Raw genomic sequence first — 14,799 nt, 5'->3', positions numbered from 1 at the left:
TTGGAAAAGCGGGAAAGCGCAGATGCGTGGCGCCGGCCGGCATCACGGCCAGCGCTTGAAGATCAGGGAGGTGTTGATGCCGCCGAACGCGAAGTTGTTGTTCATCACGTACTCGTTGCTCATGCGCCGCCCGTCGCCGGCCAGATAATCGAGCTCGCCGCACAGCGGGTCGACATTCTGCAGGTTCAGCGTGGGCGCGTACCAGTCGTTCCTGAGCATTTCGATGCTGAACCAGGACTCCAGCGCGCCGCACGCGCCCAGCGTGTGGCCCAGGTAGCTTTTCTGCGAGCTGATGGGCATGCGGCTGCCAAAGAGGCGGGACGTGGCCTGCGTTTCGGCCACATCGCCCTGTTCGGTCGCGGTACCGTGGCCGTTCACGTAGCCGATTGCCTCGGGCGGCAGGCCGGCGTCGGCCAGCGCCATTTCCATCGCGACGCGCATGGTGGCCGCTTCGGGCCGCGTGATGTGTGTGCCGTCCGAGTTGCTGCCAAAACCAACGATTTCCGCGTGGATGTGCGCGCCGCGGGCCTGGGCGTGTTCCAGCGATTCCAGCACCAGCATGCCGCTGCCTTCGCCGATGACCAGTCCGTCGCGATCGCGGTCGTAGGGGCGGGGCGTCAGTTCGGGCGTGTCGTTCTTCTGGCTGGTCGCGTACAGTGCGTCGAACACCAGCGCCTCGCTGGGACACAGCTCTTCGGCGCCGCCGGCCAGCATCAGGTCCTGCCGGCCGTAGCGGATGGCCTCATAGGCGTAGCCGATCCCCTGGCTGCCGGACGTGCAGGCGCTGGAGGTCGGGATGATGCGGCCCTTCAGTTCGAAGAAGATGCCGATGTTTGCCGCGGTCGTGTGCGGCATCATGCGCACGTAGGAGTTTGCGTTCAGGTCGTCCGTGACGCCGTTGAGCAGCATGTTGCCGAAGGCGCGGATTTCCGCCGTGCTGCCCACGGACGATCCGCACGCCACGCCCATGCGTCCGTCGGTGATGCTGCGCTCCCCCAGCAGGCCGGCATCGTCCAACGCCATTTCCGCGGCCCTCACGGCAAGCTGCGACACGCGTCCCATGCTGCGCAGCTGCTTGCGTGTCCAGTGCGCCGGCGTCTGGAAGTTTTCGACCGGACCGCCCAGGCGGGTATTCAGTTCCACGTAGCGCGCCCAGTCGGGCATGACGCGAATGGCGCTGCGGCCTTCCTGGAAGGCCTGCTGGATGGCCTGCCATTCCGATCCCAGCGCGCTGATGCCGGCCATGCCGGTGACGACAACCCGTTTCATCAGCAAAGCCCTCCGTTCACGGCGATGACCTGGCGCGTGATGTACGCGGCGCCCGGCGACATCAGGAACGCCACGGTGGCGGCGACTTCTTCGGGGCGGCCCATGCGCTGCGCCGGGATGGCCTTCAGGATTTCTTCCACGGGTACTTGCTCGTCAATCATGTCGGTGTCGATCAGGCCGGGGGCCACGCAGTTCACGGTGATGTGGCGCTTGGCCAGTTCCACGGCCAGGGCCTTGGCGGCGCCGATGAGGCCGGCCTTGGACGCGCTGTAATTGACCTGCCCGCGGTTGCCGACCAGTCCGGAGACCGAGGTCATGCACACCACGCGGCCCGCCGCGCGGCGCCGGATCATGGGCATCGCCAGCGGGCTCATCACGTTGTAGAAGCCGTCCAGGTTGGTGCGCAGCACTTGGTCCCAGTCGTCGCCGGTCAGGGCGGGAAACGCGCCGTCGCGGGTCAGCCCGGCGTTCAGCACGACGCCGTAATAGGCGCCATGCGTCTCGACGTCCGCCTGCAGCACGGCGGCGCACTGGGCGCGGTCGGCCACGTCGAATTGCAGAATGCGTGCCTGGCGGCCGCGAGCCTGCACGTCGGCCTGGACGGCCTCGGCCTGCGCGCGCTGCTGGCGGCAATGCAGCACCAGATCGTGGCCGGCGTCGGCCAGGGCCAGCGCGATGGCGCGGCCGATGCCGCGGCTCGAGCCGGTGACAAGAATGGGGTCGGCGCTCATTGGGGGGCTTCTTCCTGCATAAGAATTGTGGGATCGCTGGGCTGATAGACGTTGAGCCGGGCGCGGGCCACGACGCGCGCGTCATCGCGCAGCACGCATTCGAAGACGCTCATGCCGCTGGCGTCGATCAGGCCGCGTTCAACATGGACGGTGAGCTCGGCGCCCGCGGGCAATGAGGCGTCATGGCATTCGTAGCGGCGCGTGCCAAGCAGGAAACCGAGCTTGACGGCTTCGTTCGCCTGGCGCGCCTGGCAGCCTGCCCACGCGCCCACGGCCTGCGCCATCAGTTCCATTCCCAGCCAGGGCGGCAGCGAGCCGTCCGGCAGCGAATAGGGGCCGGGCCGGATGACGGCACGGGCGGTGAGGCTGTCCGCGTCGTAGCGGATCACGGTATCGAGCAGGATCATGTCGCCCGCGTGCGGCAGCAGGCTGGCGATGGGCCACGTCGTCATGACTGGCCTCCCAGCACCAGGCTGGCATTGTTGCCGCCGAAGGCGAACGAGTTGCTCATTGCCAGCCGCCGACGGCCCGTCGCATAGCGGTGCGCGGACGTGCTGAAATCCAGCGCCGGCAGCGCCGGATCCGGCTGGCCGTCCCAGACGTGCGGCATCAGTGCACCGTGGGCGTTCGCCGCGGACAACGTGATCCAGGCCAGGACCGCTTCCAGCGCGCCAGCCGCGCCCAGTGTGTGGCCGGTCAGCGCCTTGGTCGATGCGCAGGGCACGCCCTGCGGAAACACGGCGTGCGTGGCGTGGCTTTCCATGGCGTCGTTGTGCGGGGTGCCGGTGCCGTGCAGATTCAGCCAGCCGATGCTGGCGGCGTCGACGTCCGCCGAGCGCAGCGCGGCCTGCATGGCGCGGCGCGCGCCTTCGCCGGTGGGATCGGGCGCGGACATGTGCCAGGCGTCGGAACTGGCGCCGCCGCCCAGCAGCGCCACGGCGTTGGCATCGGCCGGGTCGCGTTCCATCAGGAACAGGACGCCGGCCTCGCCGATGTTGATGCCGCGGCGATTGGCCGAGAAGGGCGCGCACAGCCCTTCGTCGACCGCTTCAAGGGTGGCGAAGCCGTTGATGGTCAGGCGGCAGAGCGTGTCGGCGCCGCCGCAGACCACCGCGTCGCACAGGCCAAGCTGCAGCAGCCTGCGCGCGGACAGCAGCGCACGGGCGCTGGACGTGCAGGCGGTGGACAGCGTGTAGGCCGGGCCCGTTGCGCCCAGCCATTGCGCCAGGAAGTCGGCGGGCGAGGACAGCGTCTGACGGCGGTAGTCGTAGCCGCCGGGCCAGGCGCCCTGCGCGCGCAGATGGCGGAACGCGGGCGCGTTGTCGTTCACACCCGACGTGCTGGTGCCCAGCACCACAGCGACCCGGCCGGCGCCGTATCGGGCAATCGCGCTGCGCAGGCGGTCTTCGATCTGGAGGGCGGCCGCAAGCAGCAACTGGTTGTTCCGGCTGTGGTGATGCGCGGGCAATTCCTGAGGCAGCGGCGGCAGCGCGCCGGTGCAGGCGCCCAGCGTCAACGTGCGGCCGTTCACCCAGCCATCCTGGGCGCGCATGCCGGAGGTATCGCCGGCGAAGGCGGCGCGGGCAACGTCGTCCACGCCGGCGCCCAGCGCGCATACGACGCCGGGGGTGCCAAGCCAGGTCGTCATGGCTGCTCCTTCAGGGGGGTGATCCGCCACGTCACGTCGCTGTTAGTGCGGATCGACAATGCCTGGCTTTGCGCGTCGGCGGGATACGTGACGGTCCAGCGCACCTGGCCGCCGTCGAGCAGCAGGCGTTGCGCCGCCCCGGCTTGTGATGACGCCGTGCGCCACGACGCCTCGCCATAGGCCGCGTCAAGGTCCGCTGCCGGCGTCCAGGCGAACATCAGCGCGGCAAATAGATCGCGGGCCTGCGCGTTGGGCCGCATGAACCCGTCATTACGCCATGTCCCGCCTTCCAGCATCTGCCGCGCCTGCGGCACGCCCATCGGGTCGAAGAGCGACCACCGCAAGGCGGCGTCTTCGCGCTGGACCACCAGCAGCAGGTCCAGGGCGGGTTGGCCCGGCGCCGTCTGCACCACATGCAACTGGCGCGGCAGCGAAAAAGCGGCGTCGCGCGCGGGCAGGGGCGGCGCGCCGGCGCAGCCGGCCAGGGCCAGCAGCGCCAACGTAGCCACGAGGGCGCGGCGGGTGGACAGGAACGGGGCGGGAATGGCGGTCATGACGGGTTGCTGGGGGTTAATGCCGTTCAGTGCGGGTTCAGGCCGGCTGGGCGACCGCACTGCCGGCGCGGCACAGTTCGCTCAGCACGCGCAGGCGCCGCTGCGGGTTGGCCACGAAGGGATTGCTCGTGTCCCAGGCGTAGCCCGCCAGGATCGAGCTGATCATGCGGCGGATTTCCGGCTGCGCCTGCTGGTAGAAGACGACGTCCTGGAACTCGCCGGTGTACCAGCCCTGCACATACGCGCGGAACGTTTCCACGCCGATCATCAGCGGGTCGGCGAATTCGCTTTGCCAGTCGACCTGGGCGCCGCCGAGCTGCCGGTGCAAGGCGTCCGCAGCCAGCTTGGACGAGCGCAACGCGATGGTGACGCCCGACGAGAACACCGGATCCAGGAACTCCGCGGCGTTGCCCAGCAGGGCGTAGCCGGGACCGTGCAGGCGCGTCACGCTGGCGGAGTAGCCGCCGATCGTGTTGGCGGGGGTGTCCCAGACGGCGTTCTTCAAGACGCGCTTCAGGTTGGGCGCGGCATCGGCCATGGCGCGCAGGGTGGTCATCAGATCCTCGCCGGGACCGCCGAACAGGTCTTCGCCGCCGACCACGCCGAACGAGCAGCGGCCGTTGGAGAAGGGGATCAGCCAATACCAGATGCCGCGCTGTTCGGGATGGACGGTGATCAGGATCTTCTCGCGGTCAAAGCCCGGATCGTCGATGCGGTCTTCGATGTGCGTGAAGATCGCCTTGCGGGGCGGCATCGCCGAGGGGCGTTCCAGGTCCAGCAGGCGGGCCAGCACGCGGCCGTAACCGCTGGCGTCCAGCACGAACTGGCTCTTGACCTGATAGGCGCTGCCGTCGGCGCGGCGCACGTCCAGCAGGGGACCTGCATCGCCGAAGTCGGCGGCGGTGACTTCCTGCTGGTAGCGCACTTCAACGCCTTGGCGGGCCGCGTCGTCGGCCAGCACCTTGTCGAACTGCGCGCGCTGCACCTGGAAGGTCGTTCCCGGGCCGGCGGTGAACTTGTCGCGGAAGTCGAAGTAGGTGTAGGCGTCGCCGCACGCGAACGCGGCGCCGTTCTTGACCTGAAAGCCCGCAGCCTCGACGGCGGGCAGCATGCCGGCCTCTTCCACGAATTCCAGGCAATGCGCCAGCAGGCTTTCCCCGATGGAGAACCGGGGGAACTGCTGGCGCTCCAGCATCAGGACGTCATGTCCTTGCCGCTTCAGCAGCGCGGCAGCAACCGCGCCGGCGGGGCCGGCCCCGATAACCACAACTTCCCGATGTTCCATGCTGGATGTTTCCATGATTCCTTGATGAAAGAGGCTGGTTTCAGGCGCGTCGCGGCGGACCGACCCAGGGCGCCCACAAGAGCGAAAACGCGACGCCCAGCGCCACGGCCAGTCCGAAGTTGGCGATGGCGGGCGTGTGGCTGAGGGCAAGCAGGCCGAACGACAGCAGCGTCGTGACCGCGCCCAGCAGGATGCCGACGAGGCTGGCGGCGGCGCCGGCGACACGCTCGTACATGAAGATGGCGTAGTCCACGCCGATGGCCGACACCAGCAGCAGGCCGAAGAGGCTGAACAGCGTCAACGGCTGGCCCAGATAACCCAGCGCGGCCAGGCTGCAGACGGTGGCCGCAAGCGGTACGGCCAGAATGCGCCAGGTGGCGGCGCGTCCCAGCGTCAGCAGCAGCAGCACGGCCGCGGCCACATAGGACAGGAGCTTGAGTTCGGCGGCCTCGATGCGGGTGGCGGCGAACATGCGATTGAGTTCGCCGCTGCGATCGACGAGCGTGACGCCGGGCGCAGACTGCGCAATGGCTTGCAGCGCGACCGGGTCGCTGAGACCCAGCAGCGAGATCATGCCGGCGTATTCGCCGCCATGCTGGCCCAGCCACAGCGTGCGCCAGCGTTCGGCCTGCGGGCCTTGCAACGCGCCGTCGATGGTGACGACCGGCAACGCCGCGAGCGACCGCAGCTCCGCTGCCACGGCCTCGAACGGAATGCCCAGGTCCGTCATGGGCTTCCACGCCAGCGGTTCGCCGGCCAGTTCGGCCAGGCGGCGGGCCAGCGCCTGCTGGTCGGCGGCGGGGGAGACGAGCTGGCTCAGCGCGTTGTAGGCGGCAAGGCCGCCACGCTGGACCAGCGTGTCGATCTGCTGTGCGACCAACGCCTGGCGCCGCAGCAGTTCATCGGGATCGGGGGCGCGCACCAGGAAAAACTGGCTCGTCGGCACGTAGCCGGTGATCTCGCCGATCTGCCGGGCCTGCTGCATCAGGGGCGCGGGCAGGCTCAGCCATTGGCGCAGATCGTCCTGGATGCCCAGCCGCGCGATGCCGCCAACCGTGACGGCTGCCATGACCACCACGCCGGCCCACAGCACGCCGCGCCGGTTGCCCAGCCGTTCGCGCATCTTGAGCGCGGCTTGCGCAACATGCAGCAGGGGCAGCCACGGACGCGGTTGCCAGCCGCGCATCCATGCCGGCAGTTGGCAGACGGTGCAGGCGTACGCGCCAAGCAGACCCGCCGCCGAGAACACGGCCGTCTGCGTCAGCGCGGGGAACGGGGTGAATGCGAGAGCAACATAACCGACCAGGCTGGCGGCCAGGCTGATCGTGAGGCCGGGCAGAACCCGGCGCAGCGCGGGCCAGGCCTGCCAGTCCGGCATCCCGAAGCTCTTGCCGAGCCAGTGCATGGGAAAGTCGACCGCCACGCCGATGAGGCTGGCGCCGATGACGAGCGTCAACACGTGGATCGAGCCGAACACCGCGACGCACGCGACCGCGCCTGTCACCAGCCCGACAGCCACCGGCACGAACGCCAGCAGCACGCGCCAGCGGCGCAGCGCCAGCAAGAGGACGAGCACGATGCCGATCGTGGCGCCGGATCCGATCCAGCTGCCTTCCGCGTCGGCCTGCGCCTTGCCGGCCGCGGCGTACAGCGCACCGCCCGCGACCAGCATCTGCGCGCCATCGGCCTGCAAGGCCGCCCGATCCTGGTCGATCTGCGCGGCGATGCGTTGCGGCGCGTCCGCATCGAACGCGTCACCACGGGTCTCGGCGCGCACGAGCACCCAGCGGCGGCCGGCCTGCTGCGCCTGCAGGGTGCCCGATCCCATGTCGTACTGCACGCTTCCGCCGGGCCGCAGCGATTGTTCGGCGCGGCGCGTCAGGCCCAGCCAGTCTTGGTCGGCCGGAACCAGGCCCGATGACGAGAAGGGATCGGACAGCTCGCGCGCCCGGCGCTGTGCATACGCGGCAGGGTCCGAGTCCAGCAGCCGGCGGTCCGCCAGCGGCAGCATGGCCAGGCGGCCGGCCAGCAGCTGCTCGCGCACGGCGGCCAGGTCCACGTTCAGTTCCACCTGCACGACGGAAAAGAGCCCGCTGTCCGTCCACCGCTGGGCGAGCAGCCGCGCCGGTTGCGCGGGGTCGGCGCCCTTGGGGGTGGCGCCGTCCTGGGTGGCGACCAGCGCGATGAGCTGGCGCGACAACGGCTCCTGGATGCGATCCTCGGCCAGTTGGCGCGTGGCGTCATTGGCGCTCTGCGGCACCAGTTCCATCAGGTTGGCCGACACCGGCCAGCCATGGCGGCATTGCCAGGCGCCGGCCAGCAGCACAAGCAGCAGCCCCAGCTTGAAAAGGCGGGGCAGCCAGCGTTCAGTCCGCGAATGCACGCTGTTCCTCAGGCGTCAGGGCAACAGCCGCGACCGCGCCGGTCATCTGCAGGACGCTGCGGTCGCCTTGCGTCTCGCGCAGTTCGATGCGGTCGACCAGGGTGCCGCCGTCGATCTGGATGGCGGTGAAGATCTGCTTGAGCAGCGCCGAGCGTGGCGTCAGCGTCAGTTGCCAGGCGTTGGCCTCGCCTGTCAGCGTCAGGTCGAAGTTTTCTTGAAGCCCGCGGGTATCGCCCGCCAGCACCGACAGGAAAAGCTGGTTCTCACGACCCGCGCCGGTGTGCTGCGGCAGCGCTTGCCACGCACCCGATTCGTCGCGGCGCGATATGCCGTCGGCGTTGATGCGCAGGTCCTGCGCGATGGGCGTGCGCAGCAGCCACAACAGGCCCTTGCCGGCCGCGAGCGTGAAGTCGCCCCGGCTGGTGAGCGCTTGGGGCAGCGAACGCAGGAATTTCTGCTGGATGAACTGGCCGCGCACGATCGGCGTGGCGCGCAGTTGTTGCTGCAGGTCGTTCAGGTCGAACGCGCTGGCGGTCAAGGGCAGCAGGGTGAGCGCCAAGAGGCACAGAAAGCGGTTAAAGCGCGAAAAGACGTTCAGGCAGGACATGCGCCAGCCTCCTGGGATTGAAGCGCGCCTTGCACCGCGGCGACGAAGACGGCAGGCGAGGCCAGTTGCATTTCGCGGGTGGCGATGCAGACGGCCACCTGTTCGGACGTGGCCCGCGTGAGCCGTTGGCCGGTTTCCGCATCCTGGATCAGGTAGTTGATCTTGAGCCGATGTTCCCATTCCACCAGTTCGGCGCGCACGATGAGGCGCTGGCCGAACTGCGCGGGCTGGGCATAGCGCAGGTGCAGGTCGATCACCGGCCAGGCGTAGCCGCTGGCGCGCATCGCGTCGTAGTTGTGGCCGATCCGGTCCAGCAGCTCGCAGCGCGCCTGCTCCAGGTATTTCACGTAATGGCCATGCCATACGACGTTGATCGAATCGACATCGAAGAAGGGCACACGGATTTCGACTTCCGCGCCGATCGCGCCACGTTTACGCATCGTCTTTCCAGAATGGGTAGAAGTTGAACCACTGCAGCGGCGCCTCGCGGCAATGCGCGGCCAGGCGGTCGGCATAGCGCTGGGTCCAGGCGGCGATTTGCGTCTGCCGGGTGGCGCGCGTCCATTCGATGCGCGCGGTCAGGCGCTCCATCGACACACGGTAGCGGCCGCCGTGCCGGGTGCACGACAGCAGGTTCACGGGGCAGCCCAGCAGGCCGGCCAGCAGCCACGGGCCTTGCGGAAACAGCGCCGTGGCGCCCAGGAATTGCACGGGCACCGTGCGGTCGCCGCGCAGGGGCACGCGGTCGCCGGCGATGGCCAGCCATTCCCCGCGGTCCAGGCGCTCCGCCAGATCCAGCATGACGGCGGCATCCAGCTCGCTGACCTGGATCATGCGCAGCCCGCCGCCGGCTTCGTCGAGCAGGCGGTTGAAGTGAACGGCGTGCTTGCTGTGGACCAGCACATTGAGCCGCAGCGCGCCCGTCTGTTCGGCAAGCGCGCGGCAGACTTCGATATTGCCCAGATGCGAGCCCACCAGGATCTGGCCGCGGCCATGGCCCATCTGGGCGTGCAGGCCGTCCGGGTCCGCCATGTCCAGGCGCGCCATCGTGATCTTGCCCTGCCATACGTCCAGCTTGTCCAGCATGGCGACGGCAAAGGCCAGGTACTGCCGGTACACGGGAAAGGCGCGGGGCAGGGGCGCGGCAAGGCCGCCGGCGCGGGCCACGCGCGCTTGGTACGCGGCAATCGCGCGGCGCGCGCGCGGGCCGAACGCATAGAAATACAGCACCACCAGCCAGACCACGGGAGCGACCACGCGTCGTCCCAGTGTGCGCGCGGCCCAGGCCGTCAGGCGCATCAGCACGGGACTGCCGCGTTCGCGCTGCCCGGCCCAATGCGGATCGGCCGCGCTCATCGCGGGGCGCTCCGGGCCAGCCTGCGCCACAACAGCACCGGCGATCGGGCCAGCATGCCGAAAAACAGCCGCGCGTGCATGCGGCTGATCAGCACGTTGTCCTGCAGACCCTTGAAATGCGAGATGCCGCCCTCGGGATAGGCCACGCGCGTCGGCAACCATGCCATGCGTACACCCTTCCAATGCAGCCGCACCAGGACGGCGATGTCGAAGTCCATGCGCCGCCCGACGTGCGTCCCGTCGATCACGGGCACGACTTTGGCCAGCGGATAGACGCGAAAGCCGCACATGGCGTCGGGGATGTCGAACGACAGCGTATTGATCCAGACCCAGATGCGGGTCAGCCAGCGGCCATAGAGGCGGCTGCGCGGCACGTCGTCGCCGTACACGGGGGCGCCGCAGATGACGGCATCCGGCTGTTCGCGCGACATCCGCGCAAACATCGGAATGTCGTGCAGCGCATGCTGGCCGTCGGCGTCCACTTGCAGCGCGTGGGTGTAGCCCAGCTTTATCGCGGCGCGCAGGCCGTCCTGCACCGCCGCGCCTTTTCCGCCGTTGACGGCGCGGCGTACCAGTTGCGTATCAGGGTGCGCGGCCAGCTCGTCCAGCACGGCGGCGCAGGCGGGCTCGGAGCCGTCGTCCACCAGCACGCAGGGCAGGCCGTACGCGGCAAGCTGCGCAACGACTGCCGCGACGGTGCCGCCGTGGTTGTACACGGGGATGACGGCGCACAGCTTATGCGGCGTCATGGCTTGCCTCGTGAAGAACGCGTCCGGACGAACACGGCGAATCATTCACCGTGAACGCGAAGTACAGCTTCTGTTTGGCGGCATCCCATTTCAGCGCCAGGACGGCGGTGTCGCCGGGACGCAGCAGGCGCTGGAACTTCAGCGCCTCCATGCCCGCAAAGTGCAGTCCGGGATGCAGGTCGCGCTGCGCAAGCGACATGGCCCAGGTGATCTGCGCCACGCCCGGCACGACCGGCGCCGTGGGGAAGTGGCCGCTGAAATAGGCAAGGTCGTAGGGAATGTCCAACGTGTAGCGCCGCTCGTTGCCGGGCTGCTCGGGCGCGTCGGCCGGGATGGCAGCGGGAGCCACGGGGCGCGGGCCGGCAGCCGCCTCGAAATCCGTTTGCGGCAATTTTCCTTGGGCATTGACGGGCAGATGCCGCAGCAGCCGCCAGGTGCGCGGCACCGCCAGCGATTCCACGCGCGCGGCCAGATGGCCGCGCAGCGCGTCCACGACAGCCTTGCGGCCCTGGTTGCGCAGGGCATGAAGACCGTGTGCCGACAGCGCCACCAGCGCGGCCAGGCGCGGGGCGCCGGCGGCCTTGCCCAGGCGGACGTCCGTTACGTACGCATGTTCCATCAGCGCCCGCTCCACCATGGGCAGCGACACGCGCTTGTCCTCGATCTTCATGATGCGGTCCAGGCGGCCCAGCAGCCTGAAACCGTTCGAGGTGACCTCGGCGCCATCCGCCGTCTGCTGCTCGTCAGCTTGAACCCAGGGCGACGATACGCGCAGGGCGCCTGCTTCATTCAGGTCAACGGCAACGCCCGGCAGCGGCTGCCAGTCGGCGTCGCCGGTGCGCCAGGCGACCGCGCCCGTTTCCGAACTGCCATAGATCTCGGTGGGACGCAGCCCGAGCGACCGTTCGATATCGTCGGAGACCTCGGGCGGCAGCGCGCCGCCCGAGGAATGGATGCGGGTCAGCCGTCCGCGCAATTGCGCCCAGTCCAGGCGCTGGCCCAGACGCCGCAACAGCGCGGGGCTGGCGATCCAGGCAAAGGTGGGATAGCGCAGACTGGCCTGCTGCAGGTCTTCGGGGTAGAGCCGCTGGCGCCGGTCGATCTGACGGCCCGCGCAAAGCGGCCACAGCACGCGAAAGGGCAGGCCGTACATATGCTGCGCTGACACGCTGCCCAGCACGGGCGTGTGCGTGTCCGGCCATTGGTGCTGCAGCGCCTGCACTTCTTGCGCGAGCTGACGCCATTGCTTGACGATGTGCTTTGGCGTGCCGCTGGAGCCGGATGTGCACAGCACCAGCGTCAAGGATTCATCCAGCTCCGCGGCGTCAAGCGCCGGGTGGCCGTGCAGGTCAGCCAGGCGCCACCGCCGCGCCGAAGGCACGGGCAGGTCGGCATCCGTCAGCCACGCGTCGACGGCTGCGTCCAGGCCGTTGCAGGTCTGCGCCTGGTTGTCTCCGGGCAGGACGGCCACGACGCCCGCGCGCCAGCACGCGAACAGCGCGCACGCCAGGTCCACGGCGTCGTCGAACCAGAGCGCGGCGCGCTTCACCGAACGCGCCCGCAAGGCGCCCGCGATGCGCAGGCTGTCCTGTGCGAAAACGTCGCGGACAATCAGCGGGCTATCCGCGATCACGGCGTTCGCTAGCGCGCCGACGGCGGGCAACAGCAGTTGGGGCAGGGGTGTCCAGGCCATGGCTCAGGCCGCCTTTGCCGCGGCGGGGCGCATCAGCCATTCGCCGGCGGCCATCAGGCCCATCAGGACATAGCTGGCGCAGCCGTTATAGGCCACCCACCAGCTCCACGGCGCCCAGGCCGCAAGCGCGGCGGCGATCGTGCCGTTCAGGGCGAAGAACAGGCACCAGGCGCGCGTCACGTTCCGGGTGTAGCGCACGCCCTCGGACGGCAGATCGGGATGGCGCAATCGGGCCAGGCGTTCCACGACGGGCATGCCGGTGCGCAGGCTCATGCCGAAGATGGCCAGCATCATTCCGTTGACCAGCACGGGATACCAGCGCAGCCAGTTCTCGGAATTGGACACGGCCAGGATCAGGCAGAAGACGAGCGCGGCGGCGGGCAACAGTCTGTCGCCCGGCTGCGCGGCGCGCGCGGTCAAACCGCGGGCTAGCCACAAGAGCGCCAGCGGCAAGGCCAGCCACGCGGCGCTTACGTGTTCCAGCGTCGCGTAAACGATGAACGGGTAGGCCACGGCGGCGGCGGCCAAGGCGGCCGCGACGCCACGGCTCATGCGGCCGGATCCTGCTTTTGCATCATGGCTTGCACCACGTCCTCGACGGTGCGGACCGTGCGGAAATCGTTGGCGTCAAGCTTGCGGCCGGTCTGCCGGCGCACGTGGTCGATGAGGTCGATCGCGTCGATGCTGTCGATTTCCAGGTCGGTGTACAAATGCGCGTCGGGCGTGATCCGTTCCGGTTCGATTTCGAACAGTTCGACCAGGGCGCCGCGCAGCGTGTTGAAGATTTCGTCGCGGGTGTGCATGGGGACTCCGTATGCGTCAGTCGCGGCGTTGCGCAGTGACAAATGCCGCCACGCTGGCGATGCTGGCGAAATGCTCGCGCATGTTGCGCGTTTCGGGATCGATGGTGATCGCATAGCGCTTTTGCAGCGCCAGGCCCAGCTCCAGCGCATCGACCGAATCCAGGCCCAGTCCGTCTCCGAACAGCGCGGCTTCGCGGTCAATGTCATCGGGCGTGATGTCTTCGAGCCCAAGGGACTCGATGACGAGCGTTTTCAGCTCAAGTTCCAGTTGATTCATCCTGCTTTGACTCCACTTGCGCCGTCTTGGGCGACAGCGCATTCATTGGTGCGCCGGCCGGCGCGCTGCGCGCCAGCTCGGCTTCGAAATAGGCGTGCAGGTGGGCGTTCATCTTGCGGCCCGCGATGGGCAGCGGATGCACGCGGCTCCACGTGGTTGGGTCGATGTCTTCACCGACCTCGATGACATATCGCATGCGCGAAGGCGGAATCCGGTACCAGGGCTCGCCCTTGGTCAGGCTGCGAGGATTCATCCGGATCACGACCGGCGTCACGACCTGCGCGCCGCGCAGCGCAATGGCGCATGCACCGCGATGGAATTGGGGCATGGCGTCGGGCGGCGTGCGCGTGCCTTCCGGAAAGACGATCAGCGTTTCGCCGTTGCGCAGTACGTCGGCGGCGCGGTCGAACATGTCGAAGCTTTCGTCGTTGGTGATGTAGCCGGCGTTCGCGACGGGACCGCGCGTGAAAGGATTGGTGGCCAGGCCGTGTTTGACGATGCAGTTGGCGTTCTTGACGTGCCCGACCAGAAACACCACGTCCAGCAGCGACGGGTGATTGGCAAGAATCATCTGGCCCGGGCGGCCCAGACGCTCGGCGCCCTTGAATTCCACGGTCAGGATGCCCACGCGCACCATGAAGCGGATGAATAGCCGGAAGGTGCCGTTCAGGGCCCAGCGCGCCCGGCGCTGGCGGTCTTGGCGATCGCCGGGCAGCAGGCGCTGGGGCGGGAACACCATCAGGCGCAGCAGCACCCCGCCCACGCCGAACATGGTGAAGGCCATGCCGGTGGCGAACAGGCGCCACAGCCAGAAATCTTGACGGATTTGAGCCGGAGTCGTCATGCGGTTCGGGTCCAGGTCCATTGGCGGCTGCGGTTGGCATGCCGCCAGCTTTGGGTCTGCAGCGCAAGGTGGCGCACGAGGTTCAAGGGATTGGGCCAGACCTGCGGCGCCGCGTCGTCACCGCCGGCGGGATCCATCGTCAGCGCCCAGTCCGTGCCCGGACGCAGGCGGAAGGCGGCGGCATACGAGAACGGCACGTCGTCCACCCACGGCGCGTAGGGGGCCGGCGGCGATTCTTCGGCCAGCACGACCAGCACGTTGTCGTGCCCTTGATCGAACAGCAGCGCGGCTTCTATGAAGGCGTGTTCCAGGCCGTCGTCCTCGACGGACAACGCAACGGACTCTGCCGTTTCACGGCGTATGATCGACCATTGCGCGGCGATCGAGTTGTGGACCGACAGGCCGAAGGCCGTGGGCGACAGCGGCTCGTCGGCCGCCAGCGAGTCCAGCAGCCCGAAGTTGCGCGTGGTTTCCCCGTGCCGCGAGGCAAACACGAAGGGCATGTCCGGGTAGCCGTCGGCTAATGGCCACGCGCAGGCAAATACGCCGCGAGCCAGGGGGCTGAGGCGGCGTCGTTGCATGGGGGGCAAGAAGTCGAGG

17 protein-coding genes are annotated in these 14,799 nt (G+C 68.7%); all 17 read right to left on the bottom strand.

Annotated features, from left to right (window positions below):
* Window positions 1-42: 42 nt before the first annotated feature.
* Window positions 43-1,269: a beta-ketoacyl-ACP synthase gene (locus tag AC6LJW_RS07975; RefSeq protein ID WP_498086920.1), complete on the bottom strand. Its 1,227-nt coding sequence runs from the start codon at window positions 1,267-1,269 to the stop codon at window positions 43-45.
* Window positions 1,269-2,000 (bottom strand): 3-oxoacyl-ACP reductase FabG, encoded by a 732-nt coding sequence (fabG, locus tag AC6LJW_RS07970; RefSeq protein WP_427985371.1) that lies wholly within the window; start codon window positions 1,998-2,000, stop codon window positions 1,269-1,271. The genes AC6LJW_RS07975 and fabG overlap by 1 nt, the downstream gene beginning before the upstream one ends.
* Window positions 1,997-2,452: a hotdog family protein gene (locus tag AC6LJW_RS07965; protein WP_056569778.1), complete on the bottom strand. Its 456-nt coding sequence runs from the start codon at window positions 2,450-2,452 to the stop codon at window positions 1,997-1,999. Before AC6LJW_RS07965 ends, fabG begins: the two co-directional genes overlap by 4 nt.
* Entirely contained in the window at window positions 2,449-3,648 is a 1,200-nt protein-coding gene (locus tag AC6LJW_RS07960) for a beta-ketoacyl-[acyl-carrier-protein] synthase family protein (protein WP_498086919.1), read from the bottom strand. The genes AC6LJW_RS07965 and AC6LJW_RS07960 overlap by 4 nt, the downstream gene beginning before the upstream one ends.
* Window positions 3,645-4,202, bottom strand: coding sequence for a DUF3261 domain-containing protein (locus AC6LJW_RS07955; RefSeq protein ID WP_056569782.1), 558 nt, complete (start codon window positions 4,200-4,202; stop codon window positions 3,645-3,647). The genes AC6LJW_RS07960 and AC6LJW_RS07955 overlap by 4 nt, the downstream gene beginning before the upstream one ends.
* 37 nt (window positions 4,203-4,239) lie before the next feature.
* Window positions 4,240-5,502: an NAD(P)/FAD-dependent oxidoreductase gene (locus tag AC6LJW_RS07950; protein ID WP_056569784.1), complete on the bottom strand. Its 1,263-nt coding sequence runs from the start codon at window positions 5,500-5,502 to the stop codon at window positions 4,240-4,242.
* A gap of 25 nt (window positions 5,503-5,527) precedes the next feature.
* Window positions 5,528-7,870, bottom strand: coding sequence for an MMPL family transporter (locus AC6LJW_RS07945; RefSeq protein ID WP_498086918.1), 2,343 nt, complete (start codon window positions 7,868-7,870; stop codon window positions 5,528-5,530).
* On the bottom strand, window positions 7,854-8,477 hold the full coding sequence (locus AC6LJW_RS07940) for an outer membrane lipoprotein carrier protein LolA (RefSeq protein ID WP_498086917.1): 624 nt from the start codon (window positions 8,475-8,477) through the stop codon (window positions 7,854-7,856). Before AC6LJW_RS07940 ends, AC6LJW_RS07945 begins: the two co-directional genes overlap by 17 nt.
* A complete protein-coding gene (locus AC6LJW_RS07935) occupies window positions 8,465-8,917 on the bottom strand; it encodes an acyl-CoA thioesterase (RefSeq protein ID WP_056569787.1) in 453 nt (150 codons plus the stop codon). Before AC6LJW_RS07935 ends, AC6LJW_RS07940 begins: the two co-directional genes overlap by 13 nt.
* Window positions 8,910-9,833: a lysophospholipid acyltransferase family protein gene (locus AC6LJW_RS07930; RefSeq protein ID WP_498086916.1), complete on the bottom strand. Its 924-nt coding sequence runs from the start codon at window positions 9,831-9,833 to the stop codon at window positions 8,910-8,912. The genes AC6LJW_RS07935 and AC6LJW_RS07930 overlap by 8 nt, the downstream gene beginning before the upstream one ends.
* A complete protein-coding gene (locus AC6LJW_RS07925; RefSeq protein WP_498086915.1) occupies window positions 9,830-10,582 on the bottom strand; it encodes a glycosyltransferase family 2 protein in 753 nt (250 codons plus the stop codon). The genes AC6LJW_RS07930 and AC6LJW_RS07925 overlap by 4 nt, the downstream gene beginning before the upstream one ends.
* The gene (locus tag AC6LJW_RS07920) at window positions 10,569-12,275 is read right to left on the bottom strand and encodes an ApeI family dehydratase (RefSeq protein WP_498086914.1); all 1,707 of its coding nucleotides are present in this window, start codon (window positions 12,273-12,275) and stop codon (window positions 10,569-10,571) included. The genes AC6LJW_RS07925 and AC6LJW_RS07920 overlap by 14 nt, the downstream gene beginning before the upstream one ends.
* 3 nt (window positions 12,276-12,278) lie before the next feature.
* Window positions 12,279-12,827: a COG4648 family protein gene (locus AC6LJW_RS07915; RefSeq protein ID WP_498086913.1), complete on the bottom strand. Its 549-nt coding sequence runs from the start codon at window positions 12,825-12,827 to the stop codon at window positions 12,279-12,281.
* Window positions 12,824-13,078, bottom strand: coding sequence for an acyl carrier protein (locus AC6LJW_RS07910; protein ID WP_056569797.1), 255 nt, complete (start codon window positions 13,076-13,078; stop codon window positions 12,824-12,826). The genes AC6LJW_RS07915 and AC6LJW_RS07910 overlap by 4 nt, the downstream gene beginning before the upstream one ends.
* A 16-nt stretch (window positions 13,079-13,094) precedes the next feature.
* The gene (locus AC6LJW_RS07905; RefSeq protein ID WP_498086912.1) at window positions 13,095-13,355 is read right to left on the bottom strand and encodes a phosphopantetheine-binding protein; all 261 of its coding nucleotides are present in this window, start codon (window positions 13,353-13,355) and stop codon (window positions 13,095-13,097) included.
* Window positions 13,336-14,199, bottom strand: a complete 864-nt coding sequence (locus tag AC6LJW_RS07900; protein ID WP_156395259.1) for a lysophospholipid acyltransferase family protein — start codon at window positions 14,197-14,199, stop codon at window positions 13,336-13,338. Before AC6LJW_RS07900 ends, AC6LJW_RS07905 begins: the two co-directional genes overlap by 20 nt.
* Window positions 14,196-14,799 (bottom strand): beta-ketoacyl synthase chain length factor (locus AC6LJW_RS07895; protein WP_498086911.1); only part of this gene is annotated, 604 nt, incomplete at its 5' end. The genes AC6LJW_RS07895 and AC6LJW_RS07900, both read right to left, overlap by 4 nt.

This window comes from Achromobacter sp. 1012554356 (assembly GCF_059760815.1).
Note: the sequence above shows the minus strand (reverse complement) of the source record. Positions and strands in the feature narration are given on the sequence as shown.